We start from the raw sequence: 22,509 nt of genomic DNA, 5'->3' as shown, positions 1-22,509 counted from the left end.
TGACGGGCAAGGGAGGGCAAGACCATAACGCCCTTATCCTGGGGAAGTGCGTCGCTTTCGTCCGGCCAGACCGAGCAACGCCATGGCAAGAGAGAGGCCAAGTGCCGAGGCCGTGAGCGGGGTGATCTCCCTGTTTGGGTGCCGGAACGACTCCCGAGTGACGCGCTCTGACAGGATGCCAGGGATGTAGACGGCGCCGAGACACCCAATCGCCTGACACAGCCAGGGCCGCGGCCGGACGAACAGCAGAACGATTCCCGCCGCCTGGGCGGCGAGCAAAGGCGCCGGGGCGGACAGTCTGCTGCCGATGGTCCACAGATCGCGCGTGACGTTCTCCGTCTTCCCTTGCATAAGGGGAAGGTCGTACGGGATCTGGTCGCGGAGAGCTTTGCGCGCTCCCGCAAGTTGGACAATGAGCTGCACCAGCGAGACTGAGGCCAGGACTTTCATCATCGATCCTCTCTAGCGCCGCAACCGGAATGAAGAGCATAACGAAGGCCAGCCCGCCTCCCCTTATCCAAAAAGGTTCCTTGCCGACTGGGTCCGTGGTCACGGAAGGCAGAGCCACTCGCGCCGGCACTGCCTTCCGCGCCGGAATCGGGCGCGCTCAGTAGAAGGAGATGAGTTCGACGAGTTCCCCGACCCTGTCCTCCGGGTAGTTGCGCGCCACATCTGCCTGGCTGATGATGCCCACCAGGTCATGCCCGTCAATGACCGGCAGCCGGCGCACCTGATGCTCCCCCATGGTCCTGATCACTTCTTCGATGGAATCGTCCGCACCAACGGTCACCGGCTTACCCTGGCCAAAATCCCCGGCCTTTGCAGTACGTGGATCGCCGCCTTCGGCGAAGCATTTTATGACGATGTCCCGGTCCGTGATCATGCCCTTGAGCCGGTTGTCCTCGCCGCATATGGGCAGTGCGCCGACGTCCAGTTCCTTCATCTTTCGTGCCGCTGCTTCCAGCGTTTCGTTCTCACCGACGCATTCGACTCCGCCTGTCATGATGTCGCGTGCTGTGGCCATGGCTTTCTCCTAGTGTTGAGCGGGTGTGGGGGTGTGAAGTTCCTGGTCTCTTTGATTCCTACGAATTCCTCCTACCTTGCCGGACGGCCGCTGACTCGGTTTCGGCACGGCCCTTAGAACTTTCCATACCGTGAACGGGCCGTTGAGTACGCGCCGTAGCAGACCAGCCCAGCCGCGACTGCGCCAAGCAGGAACACGCTCTGCCCATCGCCGGCCCTTCCCGATACGTCCTTGACCTTCGGTAACCCGCTCAGCAGCGCCAGCCCGCAGGCATCGCGGAATGCTTCAGTGTAGATCCGTGCGCGTGGTCACGACAGACTCGAAATGCACTGAAACGGTCCACTGAGTGCTGCAATGTGAAGGCCCGGACAGGAGCACGCGATGTTGTGCTTCTTGTGGGTTTCGCCGGCGGCATTGGTGCAGGAACACGGACACGGAATATTCCACGGCAAGTCTCCCCGAGCCGAGCCCTCGGTACCGGCTCGAGCCCACTGTTGACGAACATGAGCCTGACGTGGCTGACAAAGCCGCCGCACTGAAGCACCACCCACATAGCTTGCTAAGTCATGCCGCTCGCATTCATCAGGTCGAGCCTGGAGCACCCTTCCACCTGCACCGCAGGGTCAACGCACCACCGTACGGTGACCTGCATCCAGGCGCTGAGTCCAGCCGCGCGAATCCAGGTGCTCCAGCAGCGGAACCGCAATCCGGCGTGTTGTGCCCAGTGCCTGACGTGCCTGGCTTGTGGTGAAGGGCTGCTCCAAGCTGGCGAGGGTGCGCATCGCAAGGGCCGGCGCCGAAGGCAGCAGCACCACCCCGTCACGCAACCGAAGCAAGCGCCCCGTGCGTTCGGCGGCGGCCAGCTCCCGCGCGCCCAAGCCCAACATCGCCAGCTCGTCGGCTTCCGGAGCCTGGAATGCATCGGCGCGCAGCCTGCGCTCCAATTCTGCAATTGCCGGCTCGATGGCACCAAGGTTGCCCCGGCTGCCAGGCAGCCGGAAGTGGCCACCATCCTGTTCCACAGCTGCCCCGCGGACAACGTGGGACAGCAACTTCTCGTCAGGCAGTTTAAGGAGATCCCGGGCGGCCCCCATGGAAAGGCCTGGGGCCAAAGGGTCTCGCTTCTGCAGTGCCTGAACTGCATTGCGCAGCTGATGCTGCCATCCTTCAAGGACAGGAGTGTGCACCCACCAATCATCGAGCACCTGCACGCCGGCGGGCGCCTGCGCGTCGTGCCCGGACAGCAGCCCGAGCCGGCGGAGATGTTCTACCTGCACCGCCCCGCGGGCTGCTACTTCACTGAGGACGTCGCCTGAGGGATCCATGCCGGCAAGCCGTTCCGCCCACTGGGCGCCGTCGCCGCGCCGCCGCAAGGCCGGAGGGTCGGCGTCGAGGATGCGTGCGCCGCCCAGCACCGAGCGGCTCCCCGGGTCACGCAGCACCAGCCGGTCCCCGAGAACGAGCGGCAGGCGCCGGTCAAGGACCAGCCGGGCGTGGTCCGCACCGAAAGGACGCAGCCGGGCCGGTACAGACGCAGTGCCAACATGCACCATCAGTTGCTCCGGCACCTCCGTATAGGCCACGCCCGTCGTCCGCTGGATGCCAACGACCCCCGTGATGGGCCAGGCATCGGGGGTCAACAGTGCGTCCCCGCGGCGGACGTCAGCGGCGGAAACATCACGAAGGTTTAGTGCCACACGGCTGACGGGACCTACGGAGGTGTACGAGGTGTCTCGGCTTTGCAGGCCACGGACGACGACGGGCCGGGAACCAAAGTGACCGAGCAGGCTCAGCCCGTCCCCCTGGATGATCGTCCCCGCTGCCAGCGTTCCGGTCACCACAGTTCCGGCACCGGTGATCGTGAACGAGCGGTCCACCCACAACCGGACCCGCCCATCGGTGGTGGGAGAAGGCACGTGGGCCAGGACGCCGTCGAGCGCGGCACGCAGCTCGGCCAGGCCGGTACCGTCTATGGCGGAAACCGCAACTGCGGGGGCGTCCCTCAGGCCAGTCCCGGCCAGCTCTGTGCGCGCCCGGGCCAACACGTCTGCAACCCGCTGCCCGGATGCCCGGTCCATACGGCTGAGGACTACGACGCCGTGTTCAATGCCCAGCGCAGCGACAGCGTCCCGGTGATCGCTCGACTGCGCCTGCCAGCCCTCGTCAGCGCCGACGACGAAGCAGACCACCGGCGCCGGGCCGATTCCAGCAAGCATGTTGCCCAGGAAACGCTCGTGGCCAGGAACATCAACGAACGCAACGTCCCGTCCGGACGGCAACGTGGTCCACGCATAACCCAAGTCAATGGTCAGCCCGCGGCGCCGTTCTTCCTCCCAGCGGTCCGGCTCCATACCGGTAAGGGCCCGGACCAGGGTACTCTTGCCCGAATCGACGTGTCCGGCCGTGGCAACGACGTGCACCGCTCAGCCCGCCCTGCCTGCGTCCGCAACCTCGAGGTTTGCCAGTGCCTGCCGCACCGCCTCGAGGACCCGGTCGTCGTCCCCTTCGGGCACGCAGCGCAGATCGATCAGGCACGAGCCGTCGTGAACTCGCGGCAGCACGGCGGGGTCGCCGGCACGCAAAGGACGCGCCAGTCCCTCTGGGAGCCGGAGCGCCCACCCCGGGAGGGGCACTCCGGGGGCACCCCCGCCGCCTACCCTGCCGTCATGCGGCACCACGGGTACGCCGAGGGCTTCGGCGAGCCGGTCGGTGCGGCGCAGTAATTGTCCGACGTCGGCGTGCAGCGCCTGCACGACGGGCGGCGGTCCGCCCGCGACGGTCGCCTCCAGGGCGGCGAGGGCGAGTTTGTCGGCACGGACGGCACGGGCGAGCGGGTGGCGGGCCAACCGGGTGATGATCTCCTTGCGGCCAAGAAGCAAACCTGCCTGGGGTCCGCCCATCAGCTTGTCGCCGCTGGCGATGACGACGTCGGCCCCGCCCGCCAAGGCTGAGGCAACGTCAGGTTCATCAGGGAGGTGCGGGTCGGGTGCCAGCAGTCCGCTGCCCAGGTCAGCGACAAGTGGTACTCCGTTTGCCTGGGTGAGCGCGCTCAGCTCGTGCAGCGGCACAGCGGAAGTGAATCCGTCCACCCGGAAGTTGCTCGGATGGACCTTCAGTACGCAGCCCGTATCCGGCCCCAGGGCTCCGGCATAGTCATGCAGATGTGTCCGATTGGTGGTGCCCACCTCCCGAAGCCTTGCCCCTGTGGACTCCATCAGGTCGGTCAACCGAAAGCCGGCACCGATCTCAACGAGTTCGCCACGGCTCACCACCACCTCCCGGCCGGCAGCAAGGGCTGTGGTGGCCAGTACCAGCGCCGCAGCTCCGTTGTTGACCACCAGGGCGTCTTCGGCGGCGGGACAGGCGGCGAGCAGGGCGGCCTGGGCCCCGGCACCGCGACGGGAGCGGCTTCCATCTGCCAGGTCCAGCTCCACGTCAACGTAGCCGCTGGCTGCGACAAGAGCTTCGACGGCGCCAGCGGAAAGAGGTGCCCGCCCAAGGTTTGTATGGACGATGACGCCGGTGGCGTTCAATACCGGGCGCAGGGTTGTTGCCTGACGGCCAGCGACGGCGGCGAGCACCGTTGGTTCCACCTGGCCGGGCGGGAGCTCACCACGCCGGGCCTGTTCCTGGACGTGCCGGACGAGTTCGCGGATGACGTGCTCGCTCAGCCGCATCCGGGCCTCGCGGACGGCGGGCAGTGCCAGCAGGTCATTCGTGCGAGGAATCAGGCGGCGAGGATCAACCTTGTCCACAGCCCTCCTCATTTCGCTGCATTGGCATGCCGGTGGTTGGCGGTGGCGGACGGGAATCGAACCCGCCAGGCCGAGATACTCAGCCGCACCGGTTTTGAAGACCGGGGGGCCCACCAGGACCCGGACGCCACCGCGCCCCAATATAGCAGGCTTGCCTGCAGGGGTACGCTAAGCGGGTGAATGATGCTGGAACGTCAATCCTGCAAACCTCGTCCGTTGCCGTGGCTGCCTACCGGCTCACCGAGTATGCCCATGGCGGGGGCTGCGCCTGCAAAATTCCGCCCGGCGAGCTCGAAGAGGCAGTCCGCGGCCTCATCGGCCAACCCGGCGCGGACGTGCTGGTCGGTCTTGACAATGGTGACGACGCGGCAGCTGTCCTGGTGCGCGATGACCTGGCGGTACTGACCACCGCCGACTTCTTCACTCCCGTCGTCGACAATGCCTTCGACTGGGGCCGGATTGCGGCAGCCAACGCCCTCTCGGACATCTACGCGATGGGCGGCCGTCCGGTCACCGCCATCAACCTCGTCGGATGGCCCCGGGATGTCCTGCCACTGGAGCTGATGACCGAAGTCCTCCGCGGCGGGCTGAGTGTGGCGTCTGAGGCGGCCTGCCCCGTACTCGGCGGGCACTCCATTGACGATCCGGAGCCGAAATACGGCATGGCGGTCACCGGCGTCGCCCATCCCGACCGGTTGCTCCGCAACGACGCTGCACAGCCCGGCTTGCCCATCACGCTCACCAAGCCGATCGGCGTCGGACTCCTCAATAACCGGCACAAAAAAACCGGTGAGGTGTTCGCCGAGGCGGTAGAGACAATGGCAAGCCTTAATCGCGACGCTGCCGAAGCCGCGGTGTCCGCAGGCGTCCGGGCAGCGACCGACGTGACGGGCTTCGGCCTGCTTGGACATCTTTACAAGATGGTCCGTGCCTCGGAAGTGGGCGCAGTGATCGATCTGAAGGCCGTACCGGTAATCGATGGGGCGCGGGAGGCGCTGCGGGATGGCTTCGTGTCCGGCGGCACCCGGCGCAATCTCGACTGGGTGCGGCCGCACATAGGGGCCGCACCACGCGTGACCGAAGACGATCTGCTGCTGCTTGCCGATGCCCAGACCTCAGGCGGCCTGCTGGTGGTCGGCGAGTTGCCCGGGCACCCCGTCATTGGCCACACCACTGCGGGGCGGGGCATCGAAATCCGCTGAAACCTGGCGGTTCGGTCAGCTGCCTGTAGTGATCGCGTCGCCGGTAACGCCGGCTGCACGGCGCGCCGCGAGCCGGCTCTTCTGGGGTTCGATGGTGTACCGCGGATCCCTGGCAGAGGCCAGGCCGGCCTCGAACACGCCGAAGCGGGTCAGGGCCGAAGCGGCCAGCAAAGCCAGTCCCGAAGCCGCAGCGGCGAGACGGTTGCGACCACCCAGGAGTGTGCCCAAACCGCCGGCGACCGCTAATCGCTCGCTCCATTTCAGCATCGTGCCTGCCTTACCCTGATGCAGCGGCTCGGCTGCCACCGGGTCCATTCGGCGCTCCATGACCTTCATGGCAACCACGTCCCCCAACACGCCGAGCACGGCCAGGTTCCGGGCAGGACCCGTCTCGCCGACCGGTGTGGTGACCATGGCGAGCCCGGCAGAGGCAAGGCACGCCGAACTCACGAAAACGAAAGGCAGTTCCTCGTGCGCAGCGTTCCACGTGGGTGTTGCGGTGTCGCCAAGCAGCACCGCCGTGTACGCCGCCAGTGGTCCGGCAAATAACGCAGCCTCAACGCCTGCCGGTCCTTCGACAGCCTGCAGCACCTTGCGCAGGGGTCCCAGCGGCAGCCGCGCCCCGCTCATCCGATCGATTTCCGCCACCGCCGAGACGCCCGCGCCGGCGCTGAAGGCGCTGAGAATCCACGAGCCCACACTCATCGGCGAGGTCACCTTGAAGGTCCGCAGCATATGCAGGAAACGCTCCGGCCGGCCCAGGTCCTTGACCAAAGCAACAGCACCGGCGCTCACCGCTGCCAAAGCGCCCAGACGGGCATTCCGGCGCAGCGTCGGCCGTCCGGTCAGCTGCCCGCCGAGGCCAAGCAGGGCCGAACCGGCGGCCACGCCGCCCAGGAACAGGTAGATGGCAACATCATCACCCCACGGCGCGGGCTTCACTACAGGACGGCCGTAGTAAGAGGTGAATTCCGGCTCCGGCACCATGGGCATTTCGCGGGAGCCGTCGCCGTTGTTCCGGCGGCGGCCTGGGGCACGTTTGCCGTCCTGCCTGCGACGGCGGGCAGGTTCGGCTGGCCGGAAGCTGTCGAACTCTGAAAGGGTCACGCCCGTCCTCCCAGGAAAGCCAGAGCAGCGGCCGCGGCCATGCCCGCTACCGCCATGCCTGCGCGCCGGTACATCCGGGGCAGATCGGCTGTGGGTACGCGCGGGTCCGGCGGGAGCCCGTACACCTCGGGCTCATCAAGCAGCAGGAAGACCGATCCGGTTCCGCCGACGCCGTCGTTCTCGTTCGCGCCGTAAAGCCTCGCTTCGGTCATGCCCTGCGCATGCAGGGTGGCGACGCGCTCCCGGGCCGTGTCCACCATGTCATCGTGGTCTCCGAACTTGATGGACGTCGTCGGGCATGCCTTCGCGCACGCGGGCGTCTCGTCGGCGACCAGCCGGTCGTAACACAGAGTGCACTTCTGGGCGATGCCGACATTGGGGACCTCGGGATGCTTGGCGTGCTGTTCTTCCCTGCTGGTGGCGACTTTGACCGTGCCATTGCTGCGGCGCTCGATCACCCCGAAGGGACACCCGGCCACGCACGTTCCGCAGCCGTTGCAGACATCGTCCTGGACGACGACGGTGCCGAATTCGGTGCGGAAGAGGGCTCCGGTGGGGCAGACGTCCAGGCATCCGGCGTGCGTGCAATGCTTGCAGACGTCGGAAGACATCAGCCACCGGAAGTCTGCCGTGTCCGGCGGAGTGGTATCGGCATCCGCGAGGTCCGTCACAGTCGGCGCTGCCGGGGCCGGAGGACCAATGCGCGGCATGCCCAGGTTGACCAGAGCACGGCCTGATTCCCGCGCCTCGACTATGCGTTCCTGGCCCTGCTCAATGAATGCCACGTGCCGCCACGTGCTGGCGCCCAGCGCTCCGGTGTTGTCGTAGGAGGACCCCAGCAACTCCAGGTTTCCATCCTGGGGGTTGTGGTTCCACTCCTTGCAGGCAACTTCGCAGGCCTTGCAACCAATGCAGATCGAGGTGTCGGTGAAGAACCCCTTGCGCGGATGGTTGTGCTCCCAGTGTGCATCGGCGGTGGGGTCGGTCGGTCCGGACAACTGGCCCATCTAGTCCTCCAACGTCAGGTCGGTGCCCGGAAGACTGCCGGTAGGCAGTGGCTGTCCGGGCGGGGCAATATGTGCTTCGGTGGTGGCGGTAGCGGCCAGGTTCATCAGCGTGGCCTACCGTCGCCGCGGCCGCGCTTACCGGCGTCGGGATCGACGCCTTCCGCTGCCGGGTCTGTGACCGCGCGGTTACCGGTTTCGATGGTTAGTCCGGCCCGCGCCTGGTACTCGGCAACCAAGTCAAGCAGTTCCTGCCCTCGCGGCCGGCGGCCCGGACGGATGTCGCAGGAGGCCACCTTGGATTCCTGGATCTGGACGTTGGGATCCAGCGTCACACCCAGCAGATCGTTAGCCGCGTCACCGCTGACGACGGCATTGCTGCCGACGCCCCAGTGGTAGGGCAGCCCGATCTGATGCACGGTGTGGCCGCCGATGGCCAGGGGCCGCATCCGGTCAGTGACGAGCACTTTCGCCTCGATCGCGGAGCGGGGCGAAATAATGGTGGCCCACCCGTAGGGTTCAAGTCCGCACTCAGCGGCCAGTTCGGGCGAGACTTCGCAGAACATTTCCGGTTGCAGCTCTGACAGGTACGGCAACCAGCGGCTCATTCCGCCCGCCGTATGGTGCTCGGTGAGCCGGTATGTGGTGAAGACATACGGATAGACGTCCGCGCCACTGGTACCGGCGCTTGGCGCGCTGAGGTTGTCAGCGCGAGGGAACACCAGCCGCGCCGGGCTCTGCTGCTGCGGGTAAAGCGCGTTGGCCACCGGCGATTCCTGGGCCTCGTAGTGGGTGGGCAGTGGTCCGTCCATCAGGCCCTTCGGCGCGAACAACCAGCCCTTGCCGTCGGCCTGCATGATGAAGGGATCATCTCCGCTGAGTGCCCCTGAGCCGCCAACAGAGGGGTCCGGTTTGCTGCCCGGCGCCAGGTCGACCGGGAAGTCCGGCACGTCGTCGCCGACCCATTTACCCTGCTCCTGGTCCCACCATATGTATTTCTTCCGCTCGCTCCATGGTTTACCGGCCGGATCGGCCGACGCACGGTTGTACAGGATCCGGCGGTTCGCCGGCCACGCCCAGCCCCATTCCGGAGCCGCCGGTCCCTGCTCGTGGCCGGGCTTTCGGTTCGCGGCATGGTTGATGCCGTCGGCATACACACCGGTATAGATCCAACAGCCTGCCGCCGTGGAGCCGTCAGCGCGCAGCTCGGTGTACGCCGAGAGCGGTTTGCCTGCGTCCGGGCCATCCAGGTGGCGACCGTTGATCTCGGCAAGCACTGCCTCTCCGTCGGGCTCGCCGTGTTCGTCCGTGGGATAGTCCCAGGTCAGGTCAAGCAGCGGACGGTCGCGCTGATCGTCGGAATCGGCCAGCTTCTCCCGGATCCGCTGGCCCAGCTCAAAGAAGAACTGCAATTCACTCTGGCAGTCCCCTGGCGGTGCGACCGCCTGGTGGCGCCACTGCAGCAGGCGTTGCGTCTGCGTGAAGGAGCCCGCTTTTTCCACGTGGGTTGCTGCCGGCAGGAAAAACACCTCGGTCTCGATGTCCTCGGTGCGCAGCTCACCGGATTCGATCTCCGGACCGTCCTTCCACCAGGTGGCCGATTCGATGAGGTTCAAATCACGCACTACCAGCCACTTCAGATGCGACATTGCCAGACGTTGCATCCGTCCGTGAGCGGAACCCACTGCAGGATTCTGTCCGAGAAGGAAGTAGCCCTCAACTTCGTCCTCGAGCATCCCCATCACTGTCTCGTAAGTACCGTGCGCGCCGGTCAACCTCGGAAGGTAGTCGTAGGCCCAGTCGTTTTCCGGTCGCGCCGCGTCACCCCACCAGGCCTTGAGCAGGCTGATGGTGTAGGCGTCGGCGTCGGCCCAATAGCCCTTCTGCTTCTTAGACCCAATGGTCGCCAGATATTCATGGAGGGTGTCATGGCGGCCGGCGCTGGGCATTGGCAGATAGCCGGGCAGCAGGTTGAACAGGGTCGGTATGTCTGTGGAACCTTGGATGCTTGCATGGCCCCGCAAAGCCATGACTCCGCCGCCGGGGCGTCCCATGTTTCCGAGCAGAAGCTGCAGGATAGCGGCTGCCCGGATGAACTGCGCTCCAAGGGAGTGCTGGGTCCAACCGACGGCGTAGGCGAAACAAGTGGTCCGGTCGCGACCGGAGTTCTCCGTGATGGCGCGGGCCAGATACTCGAAGTCCGCGGCATCGATACCGCACATGTCCTGGACCATCTCCGCGGTGTAACGGGCGTAGTGCCGCTTCACGATCTGGAAGACAGTCTGCGGGTCCTGGAGAGTATCGTCCCGCTGGACTTCCGCATGCTCCAAGGGCGGGCCGCCACTTCCATAAGCGTGGCCGGCGGCGCGCGCCGTTGCATCGGCCCCGTGCTCCGAACCGGGCCCAGGCTCATCAATCGCACCGTCAGCTTTTTCCGCATAGGCCCACGATGACGTGTCGTAAGCGCGCTTCTCCGGATCGAAGCCGGAGAACAGTCCGCCCAGGTCCTCGGCGTCGCGGTAATCCTCGTGCACCAGCGTGGCAGCGTTGGTGTACGCAGTGACGTACTCCTTGAACCACAGGTCATTAGTGAGGACATAGTTGATGAGCGCGCCGAGGAGCACAACGTCAGAGCCGGCACGAATGGGAATGTGCTTATCCGAGACCGCCGAGGTCCGCGTGAACCTAGGGTCCACGTGGATGACCTTCGCTCCGCGCGCTTTAGCCTCCGCCACCCACTGGTATCCAACGGGATGGCACTCGGCCATGTTGGAACCCTGGATGATAATGCAGTCGGCGTTGGCCATGTCCTGCAGTGACTGCGTTGCACCACCGCGTCCAAACGAGGCTCCCAAACTGGGAACCGTGGCGGAGTGTCATATGCGCGCCTGGTTCTCGGTCTGCACCGCCCCTGCAGCGGTGAAGAGCTTCTTGATCAGGTAATTTTCTTCGTTGTCCAGGGTTGCGCCGCCCAGCGAGGCAATGCCCATGGTGCGCCGGAGCAGCCGGCCCTGGTCATCCTCCTGCTGCCACGTCCTGCGGCGCGTTTCGATGAACCGGTCCGCCACCATCTCGACCGCTGTAGCCAGATCCAGGTGTTCCCACTCGGTGGAACGCGGGGCCCGGTAGAGCACCTTGGTCTGCCGGCCCGGCGAGTTGACCAACTGTTCGCTGGCAGAGCCCTTGGGGCAAAGCCGGCCGCGGGAAATGGGTGAATCCGGATCGCCCTCGATCTGGATAACCTTCTCGTCCTTGACGTAGACACGCTGTCCACATCCAACGGCACAGTAAGGGCACACACTTTGGACAACGCGGTCCGCCGTGGACGTCCGCGGTGCGATCGCCTTTGTCCGCGGCGAGGTGACCGAGGGCCCGCGGCCCAGCAGGTCACCCGTGCTTAGCTGCCGGATGACCGGCCATTGAAGAAAACTTCGCGGTGCCATTTCAGGAGCATATCCCAAAGCACGGCGGGTGTGACAGAAAAAAGTTGGGCGCGTCATTGCCGCGATTCGGCCCCGTTGACCAGCCACCTGAGCTGACTCAACCTGCCGGATGTCCCGCCCGGGGGTTTCCGAAGAGGCTCCGCCGCTGGAGCCGTGGACGGAATACGGGCAATCGGCTGAGGCCGTCACGGCTGCTCGGGGTCACCCGCGCGCAGGAGACATTCCCCCCGTTGCCTTGTCATTGGCGACTAAAATGGCTCAACGTTCCATGGTGGGACGACCGACCGATCAGCAGGCAAAGCGAGGGAAACGGTGAAGCAGTGCGAAACTCCCGATGACGGTGTTGCAATCAACCGGTTACTACTTGAGAGCCGCATCGGGCTCGAGCGTGTTCACCCCTCCGATCTTGAGCGGGAGATGGCAGCGGGCGCCCTTGTTGTTGACACTCGGCCGGTCGATCAGCGAGACCGCGACGGTGATCTTCCCGGAGCGGTCGTCATCGACCGAAACGTTCTCGAATGGCGGCTCGACCCTTCCAGCCCCCACCGGCTCTCGATCGCTGACGACCCCGCTCGGCGGATCGTGGTCGTCTGCAATGAGGGTTACAGTTCCAGCCTCGCTGCACACACCCTGCAACGGCTGGGACTGACGCGCGCGACCGACCTTATCGGCGGTTTCCAAGCCTGGGCAGCGCTGCGCACCCTGTCCGGCTAATAAATTGTCTGGTTGTAGTCCTGGACGCTACAAAATCCAGCGCGACGCGGAGTGCATCGGTTTGCCAGTCCACGTCCAGCGGTCCACAGACGCTCAACAGGCGGTGTGCGGAGCAGGCTCAAGGACCGCAGCATGGTCAGGATTGGAAGTCACTGCCCCCTCTGAACACATTAAGACCCACTCATTCACCTGCAATTGAGATTCGCCTCAAGCTTTGTCAACAATAAGAGGACCAAAAAGCTCTGGCCTGCGGAAACACTGTGCCCGAGGTGGGACTCGAACCCACACACCTTTCGATACCGCATTTTGAGTGCGGCGCGTCTGCCAATTCCGCCACTCGGGCGCGGATTACACGAAGCAAAAGGCTACGCCCACAGCTGATTGTGAGCAACGCGATCGCTTCACGTACGCGGAATTACTCTACATGCAGATAGGCTGAATTCCAGAATCGCGCCGCTGACGCCGCAACCGACCATGCAGATCAAGTACAGGACCGGGCGCACCTAAGATAGTGATGTCCCCGCCGTACCTTTCCAAGGAGATCCCGTGACTGAACAGACGGAGTCAAAACCATCGTCCCAGCCGGCGCGCCGCGTCGTTGTGGCCGAGGATGAAACCCTCATCCGCCTCGACATCATCGAAATCCTGCGCGGCGAAGGCTATGACGTCATCGGCGAAGCGGACAACGGTGAAAAGGCCGTCCAACTGGCCGAAGAACTGAAGCCGGACCTCGTCCTCATGGACGTCAAGATGCCCGTCATGGACGGCATTTCTGCCGCCGAAAAGATCGTCAAGGCCCGCATCGCCCCGGTGGTCCTGCTGACCGCATTCAGCCAGAAAGAACTCGTGGAGCGGGCCCGCGACGCCGGCGCCATGGCCTACGTGGTGAAGCCCTTCACCCCCGCGGACCTCATCCCGGCGCTGGAAATCGCCCTCTCCCGCCACGAGGAGATCAAGGCACTCGAAAGCGAAGTCTCCGACCTCCAGGAGCAGTTCGCCACCCGCAAGCTCGTGGAGCGCGCCAAGAGCCTGCTCACCACCAAGATGGGCCTCACCGAGCCCGAGGCCTTCCGCTGGATCCAGAAGACCTCGATGGACCGCCGGCTGAGCATGCGCGAAGTCGCCGAGACCATCATCAACCAGGTCAACTAAGAGCGCTGTAAACAAAAGGGAGGATCCCCGCCACACGGCGGGGATCCTCCCTTTTTGTTGCTCGGAAAGCCTAGGCCTTCTTCTTCCGTTCCGGCCACGGGCCGAGCTTTTCCTTGTTGCTGGTCACTTCACCCGCATAAGTGGAGTCGGCGAGGTCGCCCACCTTGTGCACCTTCAGGGAGTTCGTGGAGCCAGCCTTTCCGGGAGGGGACCCGGCCGCGATAACCACCAGGTCACCGTCCTGGACGAGTCCCATCTCCATGAGGCTGCGGTCCACCTGCGCGGTCATCGCATCCGTGTGATCCACCATCTGGACCAGCACCGGCTGGATACCCCAGGTCAGCGCCAGCTGGTTCCAGACCTGCTCCACCGGGGTGAAGGCGAAGACCGGCTTGATGGGGCGCAGGCGGGACAGGCGGCGTGCGGAGTCGCCGGACTGGGTGAAAGCACAAATGTACTTGGCGTCGAGCTGGTCAGCGATTTCGACGGCGGCACGCGTGATGGCGCCGCCACGGGTCTTGGGCTTGGTGCCCAGCGGAGGAACGCGCTCCAGGCCGTGGACCTCGGTGGACTCGATGATCCGGGCCATGACCTTGACCGTCTCGATCGGGTACTTGCCCACGCTGGTCTCACCGGAGAGCATCACTGCGTCGGCACCATCAAGCACTGCGTTGGCGCAGTCCGACGCCTCGGCGCGGGTGGGGCGCGGGTTGTCGATCATGGATTCCAGGACCTGGGTTGCCACGATGACCGGCTTGGCCCAGCGGCGGGCCAGTTCGATGGCGCGCTTCTGCACGATCGGCACTTCCTCCAGCGGAAGCTCCACACCAAGGTCGCCACGGGCCACCATGATGGCATCGAACGCATCGATGATCTCGGGCAGCTGCTCCACGGCCTGCGGCTTTTCGATCTTGGCGATCACCGGCACGCGGCGGCCTTCTTCGTCCATGATCTCGTGGACGCGCCTGATGTCCGAGGCGTCGCGAACGAAGGACAGTGCCACCAGGTCAACACCGCGGCGCATGGCCCAGCGGAGGTCGTCCTCATCCTTTTCGCTCAGCGCAGGGACGTTGACCGCAACACCGGGAAGGTTGATGCCCTTGTTGTTGGACACCATGCCGCCCACGGTCACCTCGGCAACAACCTTCACGTCGTCGACCTCGACGGCACGCAGGGCCACTTTGCCGTCGTCGATCAGCAGTGCATCTCCCACGTTGACGTCCTCAGTGAGGCTCTTCAGCGTGGTGGAGCAGATGTCCTTGGTGCCGGGAACATCCTCGGTGGTGATGGTGAAGATGTCGCCGACGGCGAGGGCGTGCGGGCCGTCAACGAACCGGCCCAGGCGGATCTTGGGTCCCTGCAGGTCGGCCATGATCGCCACGGCCTTGCCAAGATCAGCGGCTGCCTTGCGGACGTTCTCATAGGTGTTGTCATGCACGGTGTAGTCGCCGTGGCTCATGTTCATGCGGGCGACGTCAACACCGGCTTCCAGCACCGCGAGGGTGTTTTCATAGCTGGCAATTGCCGGGCCGAACGTAGCCACAATTTTTGCGCGTCTCATATACCTACCCTATTGGTCTCTTGCATTGGTTAAGTTGTCGAAGAGGTGAACCCTCGGTGCAGCTCTAGAGGACGGCGATGGCCCGGTCGGTAGGCGCCACGGGTGCGGGCAGGATGGTGCTGCCCATCAGGTACTTGTCCACCGCTGCCGCAGCGGCGCGTCCTTCGGCGATGGCCCACACAATGAGGGACTGTCCGCGGCCGGCGTCGCCGGCCACAAAAACGCCCTCGGTGTTGGTCATGTAGTAGCCGTCACGGGACACGTTGCCGCGGCCGTCGAACTCGGCGTGGACCTGCTCGGTAATGCCTGCAGGTTCCGCGCCGGTGAAGCCCAGGGACAGGAACACCAGGTCAGCGGGGATGATCCGCTCGGTGCCGGCCTTGGGCAGGCGCTTGCCGTCAACGAATTCCGTCTCGGCAACCTTTACGCCGGTGAGCTGTCCGTTTTCGCCAACGAATTCAACGGTGGAGGCAAGGTAGGTCCGCTCGCCGCCTTCCTCGTGTGCGCTGGCCATTTCGAACAGTGTGGGGAACGTCGGCCAGGGTTGATGGCTGGCACGCTCTGCCGGCGGCTGCTTGCCGATGGCCAGGGTGGTCACCGAGGCAGCACCGTGGCGGTGGGCGGTGCCCAGGCAATCGGCTCCGGTATCGCCGCCGCCAAGGATCACCACGTGCTTGCCCTGGGCGTTGATCTGGTTCTCCACCGTCTCCCCCGCAACTACGCGGTTGGCCGGAACGAGGTAGTCCATGGCGAAGTGGACGCCGTGGAGGTCGCGCCCCGGGATGGGCAGGTCACGCGGAACGGTGGCACCCGTGCAGACCACGACGGCGTCGTAGCGCCTGCGCAGCTGCTCCCAGGTCACGTCCGTGCCAACCGCTACACCGGTGCGGAAGCGGGTGCCTTCCGACTTCATCTGCTCGACGCGGCGGTCGACCTGCTCTTTTTCCATCTTGAAGTCGGGGATGCCGTACCGCAGCAGGCCGCCGATCTTGTCGTCACGCTCGTACACGGCCACGGTGTGGCCCACGCGGGTCAGCTGCTGCGCGACGGCCAGGCCGGCCGGGCCGGAGCCGACGACGGCAACGGTCTTACCGGTCAGGCGTGCGGGCGGCAGCGGGCTGACCCAGCCGTTGTCCCAGGCTTCGTCAATGATGGAGACTTCCACCTGCTTGATGGTCACGGCAGGCTGGTTGATTCCCAGCACGCAGGAGGCCTCGCACGGGGCGGGGCACAGGCGGCCGGTGAACTCCGGGAAGTTGTTCGTGGCGTGAAGGCGCTCGATGGCTTCCTCGCCCTTGTCCCGCCACATGAGGTCGTTCCACTCGGGAATGAGGTTGCCCAGCGGGCAGCCCTGGTGGCAGAACGGCACGCCGCAGTCCATGCAGCGGCCCGCCTGGGCCTTCAGCGTGCCCTTTTCCTGCGCCTCGTACACTTCCTTCCAGTCCATGATGCGGACGGGAACGGGACGGCGCGGCTGGGTTTCACGCTGACGTACTTTCAAAAATCCGCGTGGATCAGCCACCGGTTACCTCCAGGATTCGAGACCACACTTCTTCGCCGTCGGGGTCCAGGCCCTCTTCGATGGCGTCGAGACGGGTTTGCAGCACGGCCGCGTAATCGCGCGGCAGCACCTTGGTAATGCGGGCAGCGGTGTCATCGAAGTTCTCGAGGAGGCGCGCGGCCAGCTGGGAGTCAGTTTCTTCAACATGCTTGACCAGGAGGCCATGCACGATGTCGCGGTCTTCGGCGTCCAGCTCGCGGAGCTGGAGTTCACCGGACTGCAGTGCGTCCTTGTTGACCTTCGCAGTGTCCAGGTCCAGGACATAGGCGGTGCCGCCGGACATGCCGGCGCCGAAGTTGCGCCCGGTACGGCCGATGATCAGCGTCTGGCCACCGGTCATGTACTCGCAGCCATGGTCACCGATACCTTCGGCGACGGCGGTGGCACCCGAGTTGCGGACCAGGAAGCGTTCGCCCACCTGGCCGCGCAGGAACATTTCACCGCTCGTGGCGCCGTAGCCGATGACGTTGCCGGCGATGACGTTCGTCTCTGCCTTGAACACGTTGGTGCGGTCCGGCCGGACGATGATGCGTCCGCCCGAGAGGCCCTTGCCCACGTAGTCGTTCGAGTCGCCGAACAGCCGCAGGGTGATGCCTGCGGGCAGGAAGGCGCCCAGGGACTGGCCGGCGGTGCCGTTCAGGGTGATATCGATCGTGTCCGTGGCCAGGACGTCCGTGCTGAACGTCTTGGTGACCACATGGCCCAGCATGGTGCCCACGGAACGGTCCGTGTTGATCACGTCGACGGAGATCTTCACCGGGCTGCGGTCCGTCAGGGCCTCGGTTGCCATGGTGATGAGCCGCTGGTCGAAGTGCTTGTCCAGCTCGTGGTTCTGGCCCGTCATGTTCCGCAGCGGGGCGTCGTCGTCGAACTCCAGCCCGTGCAGGATCGGATCCAGGTCCAGCCCGTCGGCCTTCCAGTGGTTGACAGCCTCCCGGGCGTCAAGGACCTCAGCATGGCCGATGGCCTCTTCCAGGCTGCGGAAACCCAGCTCGGCCAGGATCTCGCGGACTTCCTCAGCGAGGAACTCGAAGAAGTTGACCACGAACTCGGGCTTACCACTGAAGCGTGCCCGGAGTTCCGGGTTCTGGGTCGCAACGCCCACCGGGCAGGTGTCCAGGTGGCAGACGCGCATCATGATGCAGCCTTCCACCACCAGCGGTGCAGTGGCGAAGCCGAACTCCTCGCCGCCGAGCAGCGCGGCGATCACCACGTCGCGGCCGGTCTTGAGCTGGCCGTCCACCTGCACCACCACACGGTCGCGCAGGCCGTTGAGCATCAGCGTCTGCTGGGTCTCGGCCAGGCCGAGTTCCCAGGGAACACCGGCGTGTTTGAGCGAGTTCAGCGGCGAGGCGCCGGTTCCGCCGTCGTGGCCGGAAACCAACACGACGTCGGCCTTCGCCTTGGTCACACCCGACGCCACGGTGCCGATCCCCACTTCGGAGACGAGCTTGACGTGTACGCGGGCCGAGGGGTTGGCGCGCTTGGCATCGTAGATCAGCTGCGCCAGGTCCTCGATGGAGTAGATGTCGTGGTGCGGGGGCGGGGAGATGAGTCCGACGCCGGGGGTCGAGTGCCGCGTACGGGCCACCCAGGGGTAGACCTTCTGCGCCATCAGCTGGCCGCCTTCGCCGGGCTTCGCGCCCTGCGCCATCTTGATCTGGATGTCGTCGGCATTGGTCAGGTAGAGGCTGGTGACACCGAAACGCCCGGAAGCAATCTGCTTCACAGCGGAGCGGCGCTTGGGGTCGAGCAGTCGCTCCACGTCCTCGCCGCCTTCACCGGTGTTGGACTTGCCGCCGAGCTGGTTCATGGCGATGGCCAGCGTCTCGTGGGCTTCCTGTGAGATGGAGCCGTAGCTCATGGCACCCGTGGAGAACCGCTTGACGATGCTGGAGACGGGCTCCACTTCTTCCAGCGGAACAGCGGGACGCTCGTTCTTGAACTTGAGCAGCCCGCGCAGGGTCATCAGGTTCTGGGACTGGTCGTCCACGCCCTTGGTGTAGGCCTTGAAGATGTCGTAACGGCGTTCACGCGTGGCGTGCTGCAGCCGGAAGACGGTCTCCGGGTTGAACAGGTGCGGCTCACCGTCGCGGCGCCACTGGTATTCGCCGCCGCCCAGAAGCGGGCGGTGGGGCTGCTCGATGCCACCCTCGGGGTAGGCCATCTGGTGGCGCGCGGACACTTCGGCCGCGATGACGTCCAGGCCCACGCCGCCGAGCTGGGAGTGGGTTCCGGCGAAGAATTCGTCCACCAGTTCCTGTCCCAGGCCCAGTGCCTCGAACGTCTGCGCGCCGGTGTAGGACGCCACGGTGGAGATGCCCATCTTGGACATGATCTTCAGGACGCCCTTGCCGAGGCCCTTGATGAGGTTGTAGACGCCGTCCTGCGGGGTGACGCCGGTGACGTCGCCGGCAGCAATCAGCTGCTCCACGGATTCCATGGCCAGGTAAGGGTTCACGGCAGAGGCGCCGTAGCCGATCAGCACCGCGACGTGGTGCGTCTCGCGGACGTCACCGGCTTCGACCACCAGGGCGGTCTTGGTGCGGTTGGCGCTGCGCAGCAGGTGGTGGTGCACGGCGCTGACCAGCAGCAGGGACGGGATGGGCGCCCATTGTGCGTTCGAGTCGCGGTCGGACAGCACAACGTACTGCACTCCGCGGTTGATGGCGCCGGAAACCTGCTCGCAGATTTCGGTCAGGCGGGCGCGGAGCGCGTTTTCGCCGCCTTCGGGGCGGTACAGGCCGCGGACCTTCATGGCAACGCGGTTGCCCTCGGCGTCCTCGATGTTGGCGATCTTGGCGAGCTGGTCGTTGTTGATCACCGGGAACGGCAGCTGGACCTGGGGCTGGCGGACCTGCTTGGTGTCCAGGAGGTTGCCGTTGGGGCCGATGGCACAGGTCAGCGACGTAACGAGCTCTTCGCGGATGGCGTCCAGCGGCGGGTTGGTCACCTGGGCGAAGGACTGCACGAAGTAGTCAAACAGCAGCCGGGGGCGCTTGGACAGCACGGCCACGGGAGTGTCCGAGCCCATGGCGCCAAGCGGTTCGGCACCGGTGCGGGCCATCGGGCCGAGCAGGATCTTCAGTTCCTCCGTGGTGTAGCCGAAGGTCCGCTGGCGGATGTTGACGGACGCGGCCGTGTGGACCACGTGCTCGCGCTCGGGAAGGTCGTTGAGGTCGATCAGGTTGTCCTTGACCCACTCCGCCCACGGGTTGGCGGCGGCCACCTCGGCCTTGACCTCTTCGTCGTCAATGATGCGGCCGGACTCCGTGTCCACCAGGAACATCTTGCCCGGGGACACGCGGCCCTTCTTGACCACCTTGGAGGCTTCGACGTCGATGACGCCCACCTCGGAGGCGAAGACGATCAGGCCGTCCTCGGTGATCCAGAAGCGGCCCGGGCGCAGGCCGTTGCGGTCCAGCGTGGCGCCCACGAGGTTGCCGTCCGTGAACGAAACAGCTGCGGGACCGTCCCACGGCTCCATCAGCAGCGAGTGGTACTCGTAGAACGCACGCCGTGCCGGATCCATGGTGGCGTGGTTTTCCCAGGCCTCAGGGATCATCATCATGATCGAGTGCGTGATGGGGCGGCCGGAGAGCCAGAGCAGCTCGGCGACCTCGTCGAAGGACGCGGAGTCCGAAGCACCCGGGGTGCAGATGGGGTACAGCTCTTCCGGCGAGTCACCCAGCAGCGGGTTGGCCAGCTGCGACTGGCGTGCCCGCATCCAGTTCCGGTTGCCCTTGACGGTGTTGATTTCACCGTTGTGGGCGATGGTGCGGAACGGCTGGGCCAGCGGCCAGGACGGGAACGTGTTGGTGGAGAAGCGCGAGTGGACGATCGCCAGTTTGGTCTTGAACCGCTTGTCCGAGAGGTCCGGGTAGAACGGCTCCAGCTGGGCGGTGGTGAGCATGCCCTTGTAGACGATGGTCCGCGAGGACAGCGACGGGAAGTACACGCCGAACTTGTTCTGGGCACGCTTGCGGATACGCCAGGCGCGGGAGTCCAGTTCGTTGCGGTCCAGTTCCTCGCCGCTGGCGGATGCCAGGAACGGCTGGGAGAAGTAGGGCATGCAGGCGCGCGCCATGGCACCGACGAGGTCGGCGACGATGGGCACTTCACGCCAGCCGAGGACCTTCAGGCCCTCGTCAGCTGCAAGACCCTCGATGCCTGCCTTGGCGGCGTCGGCTTCGCGCTGCTCGGCGGGAAGGAACGCAGTACCGGCAACGTACTGGCCGGGGGCGGGAAGTTCGAACTCCGTGACGGCGCGGAAGAACTCATCCGGAATCTGCATGAGGAGGCCTGCGCCGTCACCGGTTCCCTCGTCCGCACCCACGGCACCGCGGTGCTCGAGGTTGCGCAGGGCCGTGAGGGCGGCGTCCACGATGTCGTAGCCGGGTTCGCCGCGCAGGGTGGCGATGATCGCAAGACCGCAGGCGTCCTTCTCCTGCTCGGGGTTGTACAACCCGCGTGCCTCCGGCAAGCGCGCGAAGCGCTTGAACGGAGACATGGCAGTCTCAGGCTGATCCGGTTCAGACCAGCTGGGAGTGTGAAGAGTTTGGGTCATGGGAGACGTCCTTCCTCCTGATCGTGCGTATGGAAGGGACACCGTTGGCCCCACTCGTCGGGCGCCGCTCACATGGGCACAACAAAGTGTTACTTACTGGAAATTGTAGGTCAGCGTGGCCTGCTGAACTAACAGTTACGCAGGCCCCTGCCCCCGGGCAACACCAGCCAGCAACTCTGTGCTGGCCGGGGTGGCCCCGATGCCACGACACTGTGGTGTTTGGGAGCTTCGAGCGGTGGCTCTGCTGCCCTGCCTGGCCGCGCGTTACTGCGTAGCGCCGGCTTCCGGCGCGGTTCCTGTGGCTGTGCTGCCGGAACGTCCGGCAGCGGTTGCGTCCGGTTCCGGCTTGGGGCCGGCCGGCGCAGCCTCGGCCTCTTCCGTGGGGACGGAAGCACGCCGGGAACCGCTTTGGTTATCAGGGAGATTATCACGCGATTCACTATCTGAGACAACAGGGTCCGTATCACGGACCGAATCGCCGGCACCTGCTACGTCCCCTGCGCCCTGCTTTTCCGCGGATTCACGGCCCGGAAGATAGGGGCTGTCAGCGTCCGCCGGCTTCTTTCGACCCAGCAGGATGAACGCCGTCAGCGCGGCCAGGAATACGAAGATGCTGGTCCAGACATTCAGCCGGGTAGTGATGCCAAACAGGGAGATCTGCTCAGCGTCGTCGATGCGCATGGCTTCGATCCAGACCCGGCCCAGCGTGTAGTACATGGCGTAGAGCCAGAACAGCCTGCTGCGGCGGAAGTTGAACTTCCGGTCCAGCGCGAGCAGGATGACGACGCCGGCCAGGTTCCACAGCGATTCGTACAGGAACGTGGGGTGGAACAGGGTGTCCGCGGCCGCTCCGGCGGGGAAGTTGGGGTTGTCCGCGTCGATCTGCAGCCCCCAGGGCAGCGTGGTGGGGCCGCCGAAGAGTTCCTGGTTGAAGTAGTTGCCCCAGCGGCCCACGGCCTGGGCCAGCAGCAGCCCGGGTGCGGCGGCGTCCAGGAAGGCGCTCAGCTTGACCCCGCTGCGGCGGCAGCCGATCCACGCACCCACAACGCCAAGCACCACTGCGCCCCAGATGCCCAGGCCTCCGCGCTGGATCTGCGGGATCAGGGAGAGGTCGCCGGTGCCGTCAAACCCGGGGCCAAAGTAGGCATCCGGGGACGAGACCACGTGGTACAGGCGGCCGCCGATGATGCCGAAGGGAATAGCCCAGACCACGATGTCCCAGACGCTGCCTTCAGGGGCGCCGCGCTTGGCCCAGCGCACGGAGGTCAGCCACAGGCCCACCACGATGCCGGCGAGGATGCACAGGGCGTAGGCGTGGATGCGCAGCGTTCCCCAGGGCAGGGGAATGTCGAACCCGGACCAGTCCGGGCTGGGAATGCTGGCCGGCACCAGGGCCGCGGCCTGAAGGAGCGTCTGCAT

General features: G+C 65.5%; 14 protein-coding genes and 2 tRNA genes. 3 read left to right on the top strand and 13 right to left on the bottom strand.

Translation table 11 applies throughout. The features are described from left to right. Positions 1-33: 33 nt before the first annotated feature. From QFZ36_RS00990 to QFZ36_RS00970, 5 genes are all read right to left on the bottom strand, one after another. Entirely contained in the window at positions 34-453 is a 420-nt protein-coding gene (locus QFZ36_RS00990) for a hypothetical protein (protein WP_306633169.1), read from the bottom strand. A gap of 154 nt (positions 454-607) precedes the next feature. Beyond that, a complete protein-coding gene (locus QFZ36_RS00985) occupies positions 608-1,024 on the bottom strand; it encodes a CBS domain-containing protein (RefSeq protein WP_306633168.1) in 417 nt (138 codons plus the stop codon). Between the two features lie 623 nt (positions 1,025-1,647). Further along, positions 1,648-3,444, bottom strand: coding sequence for a selenocysteine-specific translation elongation factor (gene selB, locus QFZ36_RS00980; RefSeq protein ID WP_306633167.1), 1,797 nt, complete (start codon positions 3,442-3,444; stop codon positions 1,648-1,650). A 3-nt stretch (positions 3,445-3,447) separates the two neighbouring features. Beyond that, positions 3,448-4,779, bottom strand: a complete 1,332-nt coding sequence (selA, locus tag QFZ36_RS00975; RefSeq protein ID WP_306633166.1) for an L-seryl-tRNA(Sec) selenium transferase — start codon at positions 4,777-4,779, stop codon at positions 3,448-3,450. A 37-nt stretch (positions 4,780-4,816) separates the two neighbouring features. Continuing rightward, positions 4,817-4,911 (bottom strand) — tRNA-Sec (locus QFZ36_RS00970). A gap of 89 nt (positions 4,912-5,000) precedes the next feature. Between QFZ36_RS00970 and selD the strand changes: the two genes are divergently transcribed. Further along, the gene (selD, locus tag QFZ36_RS00965; protein ID WP_373427062.1) at positions 5,001-5,981 is read left to right on the top strand and encodes a selenide, water dikinase SelD; all 981 of its coding nucleotides are present in this window, start codon (positions 5,001-5,003) and stop codon (positions 5,979-5,981) included. A 15-nt stretch (positions 5,982-5,996) separates the two neighbouring features. On the opposite strand, the gene nrfD is transcribed toward selD, so the two are convergent. The 3 genes from nrfD to fdh all read right to left on the bottom strand — a co-directional run bounded on the left by nrfD (position 5,997) and on the right by fdh (position 11,535). Beyond that, positions 5,997-7,088, bottom strand: coding sequence for an NrfD/PsrC family molybdoenzyme membrane anchor subunit (gene nrfD / locus QFZ36_RS00960; RefSeq protein ID WP_306633163.1), 1,092 nt, complete (start codon positions 7,086-7,088; stop codon positions 5,997-5,999). Beyond that, on the bottom strand, positions 7,085-8,095 hold the full coding sequence (locus tag QFZ36_RS00955; protein ID WP_306633161.1) for a 4Fe-4S dicluster domain-containing protein: 1,011 nt from the start codon (positions 8,093-8,095) through the stop codon (positions 7,085-7,087). Before QFZ36_RS00955 ends, nrfD begins: the two co-directional genes overlap by 4 nt. A 104-nt stretch (positions 8,096-8,199) precedes the next feature. Beyond that, a complete protein-coding gene (gene fdh / locus QFZ36_RS00950; RefSeq protein WP_306633159.1) occupies positions 8,200-11,535 on the bottom strand; it encodes a formate dehydrogenase in 3,336 nt (1,111 codons plus the stop codon). Between the two features lie 312 nt (positions 11,536-11,847). Between fdh and QFZ36_RS00945 the strand changes: the two genes are divergently transcribed. Continuing rightward, positions 11,848-12,249, top strand: a complete 402-nt coding sequence (locus tag QFZ36_RS00945) for a rhodanese-like domain-containing protein (RefSeq protein WP_306633157.1) — start codon at positions 11,848-11,850, stop codon at positions 12,247-12,249. Between the two features lie 261 nt (positions 12,250-12,510). Here QFZ36_RS00945 and QFZ36_RS00940 read toward each other — a convergent pair. Continuing rightward, positions 12,511-12,592 (bottom strand) — tRNA-Leu (locus QFZ36_RS00940). Positions 12,593-12,795: 203 nt separating this feature from the next. On the opposite strand from QFZ36_RS00940, the gene QFZ36_RS00935 reads away from it, so the two are divergent. Further along, positions 12,796-13,401, top strand: a complete 606-nt coding sequence (locus QFZ36_RS00935) for an ANTAR domain-containing response regulator (RefSeq protein ID WP_120691251.1) — start codon at positions 12,796-12,798, stop codon at positions 13,399-13,401. A gap of 70 nt (positions 13,402-13,471) precedes the next feature. Here QFZ36_RS00935 and pyk read toward each other — a convergent pair whose 3' ends face one another. The 4 genes from pyk to lgt form a co-directional block, all read right to left on the bottom strand. Then, complete coding sequence (pyk, locus tag QFZ36_RS00930) at positions 13,472-14,962, bottom strand: pyruvate kinase (RefSeq protein WP_306633155.1); 1,491 nt, start codon at positions 14,960-14,962, stop codon at positions 13,472-13,474. Positions 14,963-15,026: 64 nt separating this feature from the next. Continuing rightward, positions 15,027-16,484, bottom strand: a complete 1,458-nt coding sequence (locus QFZ36_RS00925; RefSeq protein WP_306633153.1) for a glutamate synthase subunit beta — start codon at positions 16,482-16,484, stop codon at positions 15,027-15,029. Then, positions 16,477-21,090, bottom strand: coding sequence for a glutamate synthase large subunit (gene gltB, locus QFZ36_RS00920; protein ID WP_306633151.1), 4,614 nt, complete (start codon positions 21,088-21,090; stop codon positions 16,477-16,479). The genes QFZ36_RS00925 and gltB overlap by 8 nt, the downstream gene beginning before the upstream one ends. A 264-nt stretch (positions 21,091-21,354) precedes the next feature. Further along, positions 21,355-22,509, bottom strand: a complete 1,155-nt coding sequence (gene lgt, locus QFZ36_RS00915; RefSeq protein ID WP_306633149.1) for a prolipoprotein diacylglyceryl transferase — start codon at positions 22,507-22,509, stop codon at positions 21,355-21,357.

Origin of the sequence: Pseudarthrobacter siccitolerans, from assembly GCF_030823375.1 — a bacterium.
GTDB classification, from domain to species: Bacteria; Actinomycetota; Actinomycetes; order Actinomycetales; family Micrococcaceae; genus Arthrobacter; species Arthrobacter siccitolerans_A.
Note: the sequence above shows the minus strand (reverse complement) of the source record. Positions and strands in the feature narration are given on the sequence as shown.

Coding starts and splice junctions, on each gene's coding strand:
- QFZ36_RS00990 (WP_306633169.1), bottom strand. CDS start 453: ATGATGAAAGTCCTGGCCTCAGTCTCGCTGGTGCAGCTCATTGTCCAA.
- QFZ36_RS00985 (WP_306633168.1), bottom strand. CDS start 1,024: ATGGCCACAGCACGCGACATCATGACAGGCGGAGTCGAATGCGTCGGT.
- QFZ36_RS00955 (WP_306633161.1), bottom strand. CDS start 8,095: ATGGGCCAGTTGTCCGGACCGACCGACCCCACCGCCGATGCACACTGG.
- pyk (WP_306633155.1), bottom strand. CDS start 14,962: ATGAGACGCGCAAAAATTGTGGCTACGTTCGGCCCGGCAATTGCCAGC.
- gltB (WP_306633151.1), bottom strand. CDS start 21,090: ATGACCCAAACTCTTCACACTCCCAGCTGGTCTGAACCGGATCAGCCT.
- lgt (WP_306633149.1), bottom strand. CDS start 22,509: ATGCAGACGCTCCTTCAGGCCGCGGCCCTGGTGCCGGCCAGCATTCCC.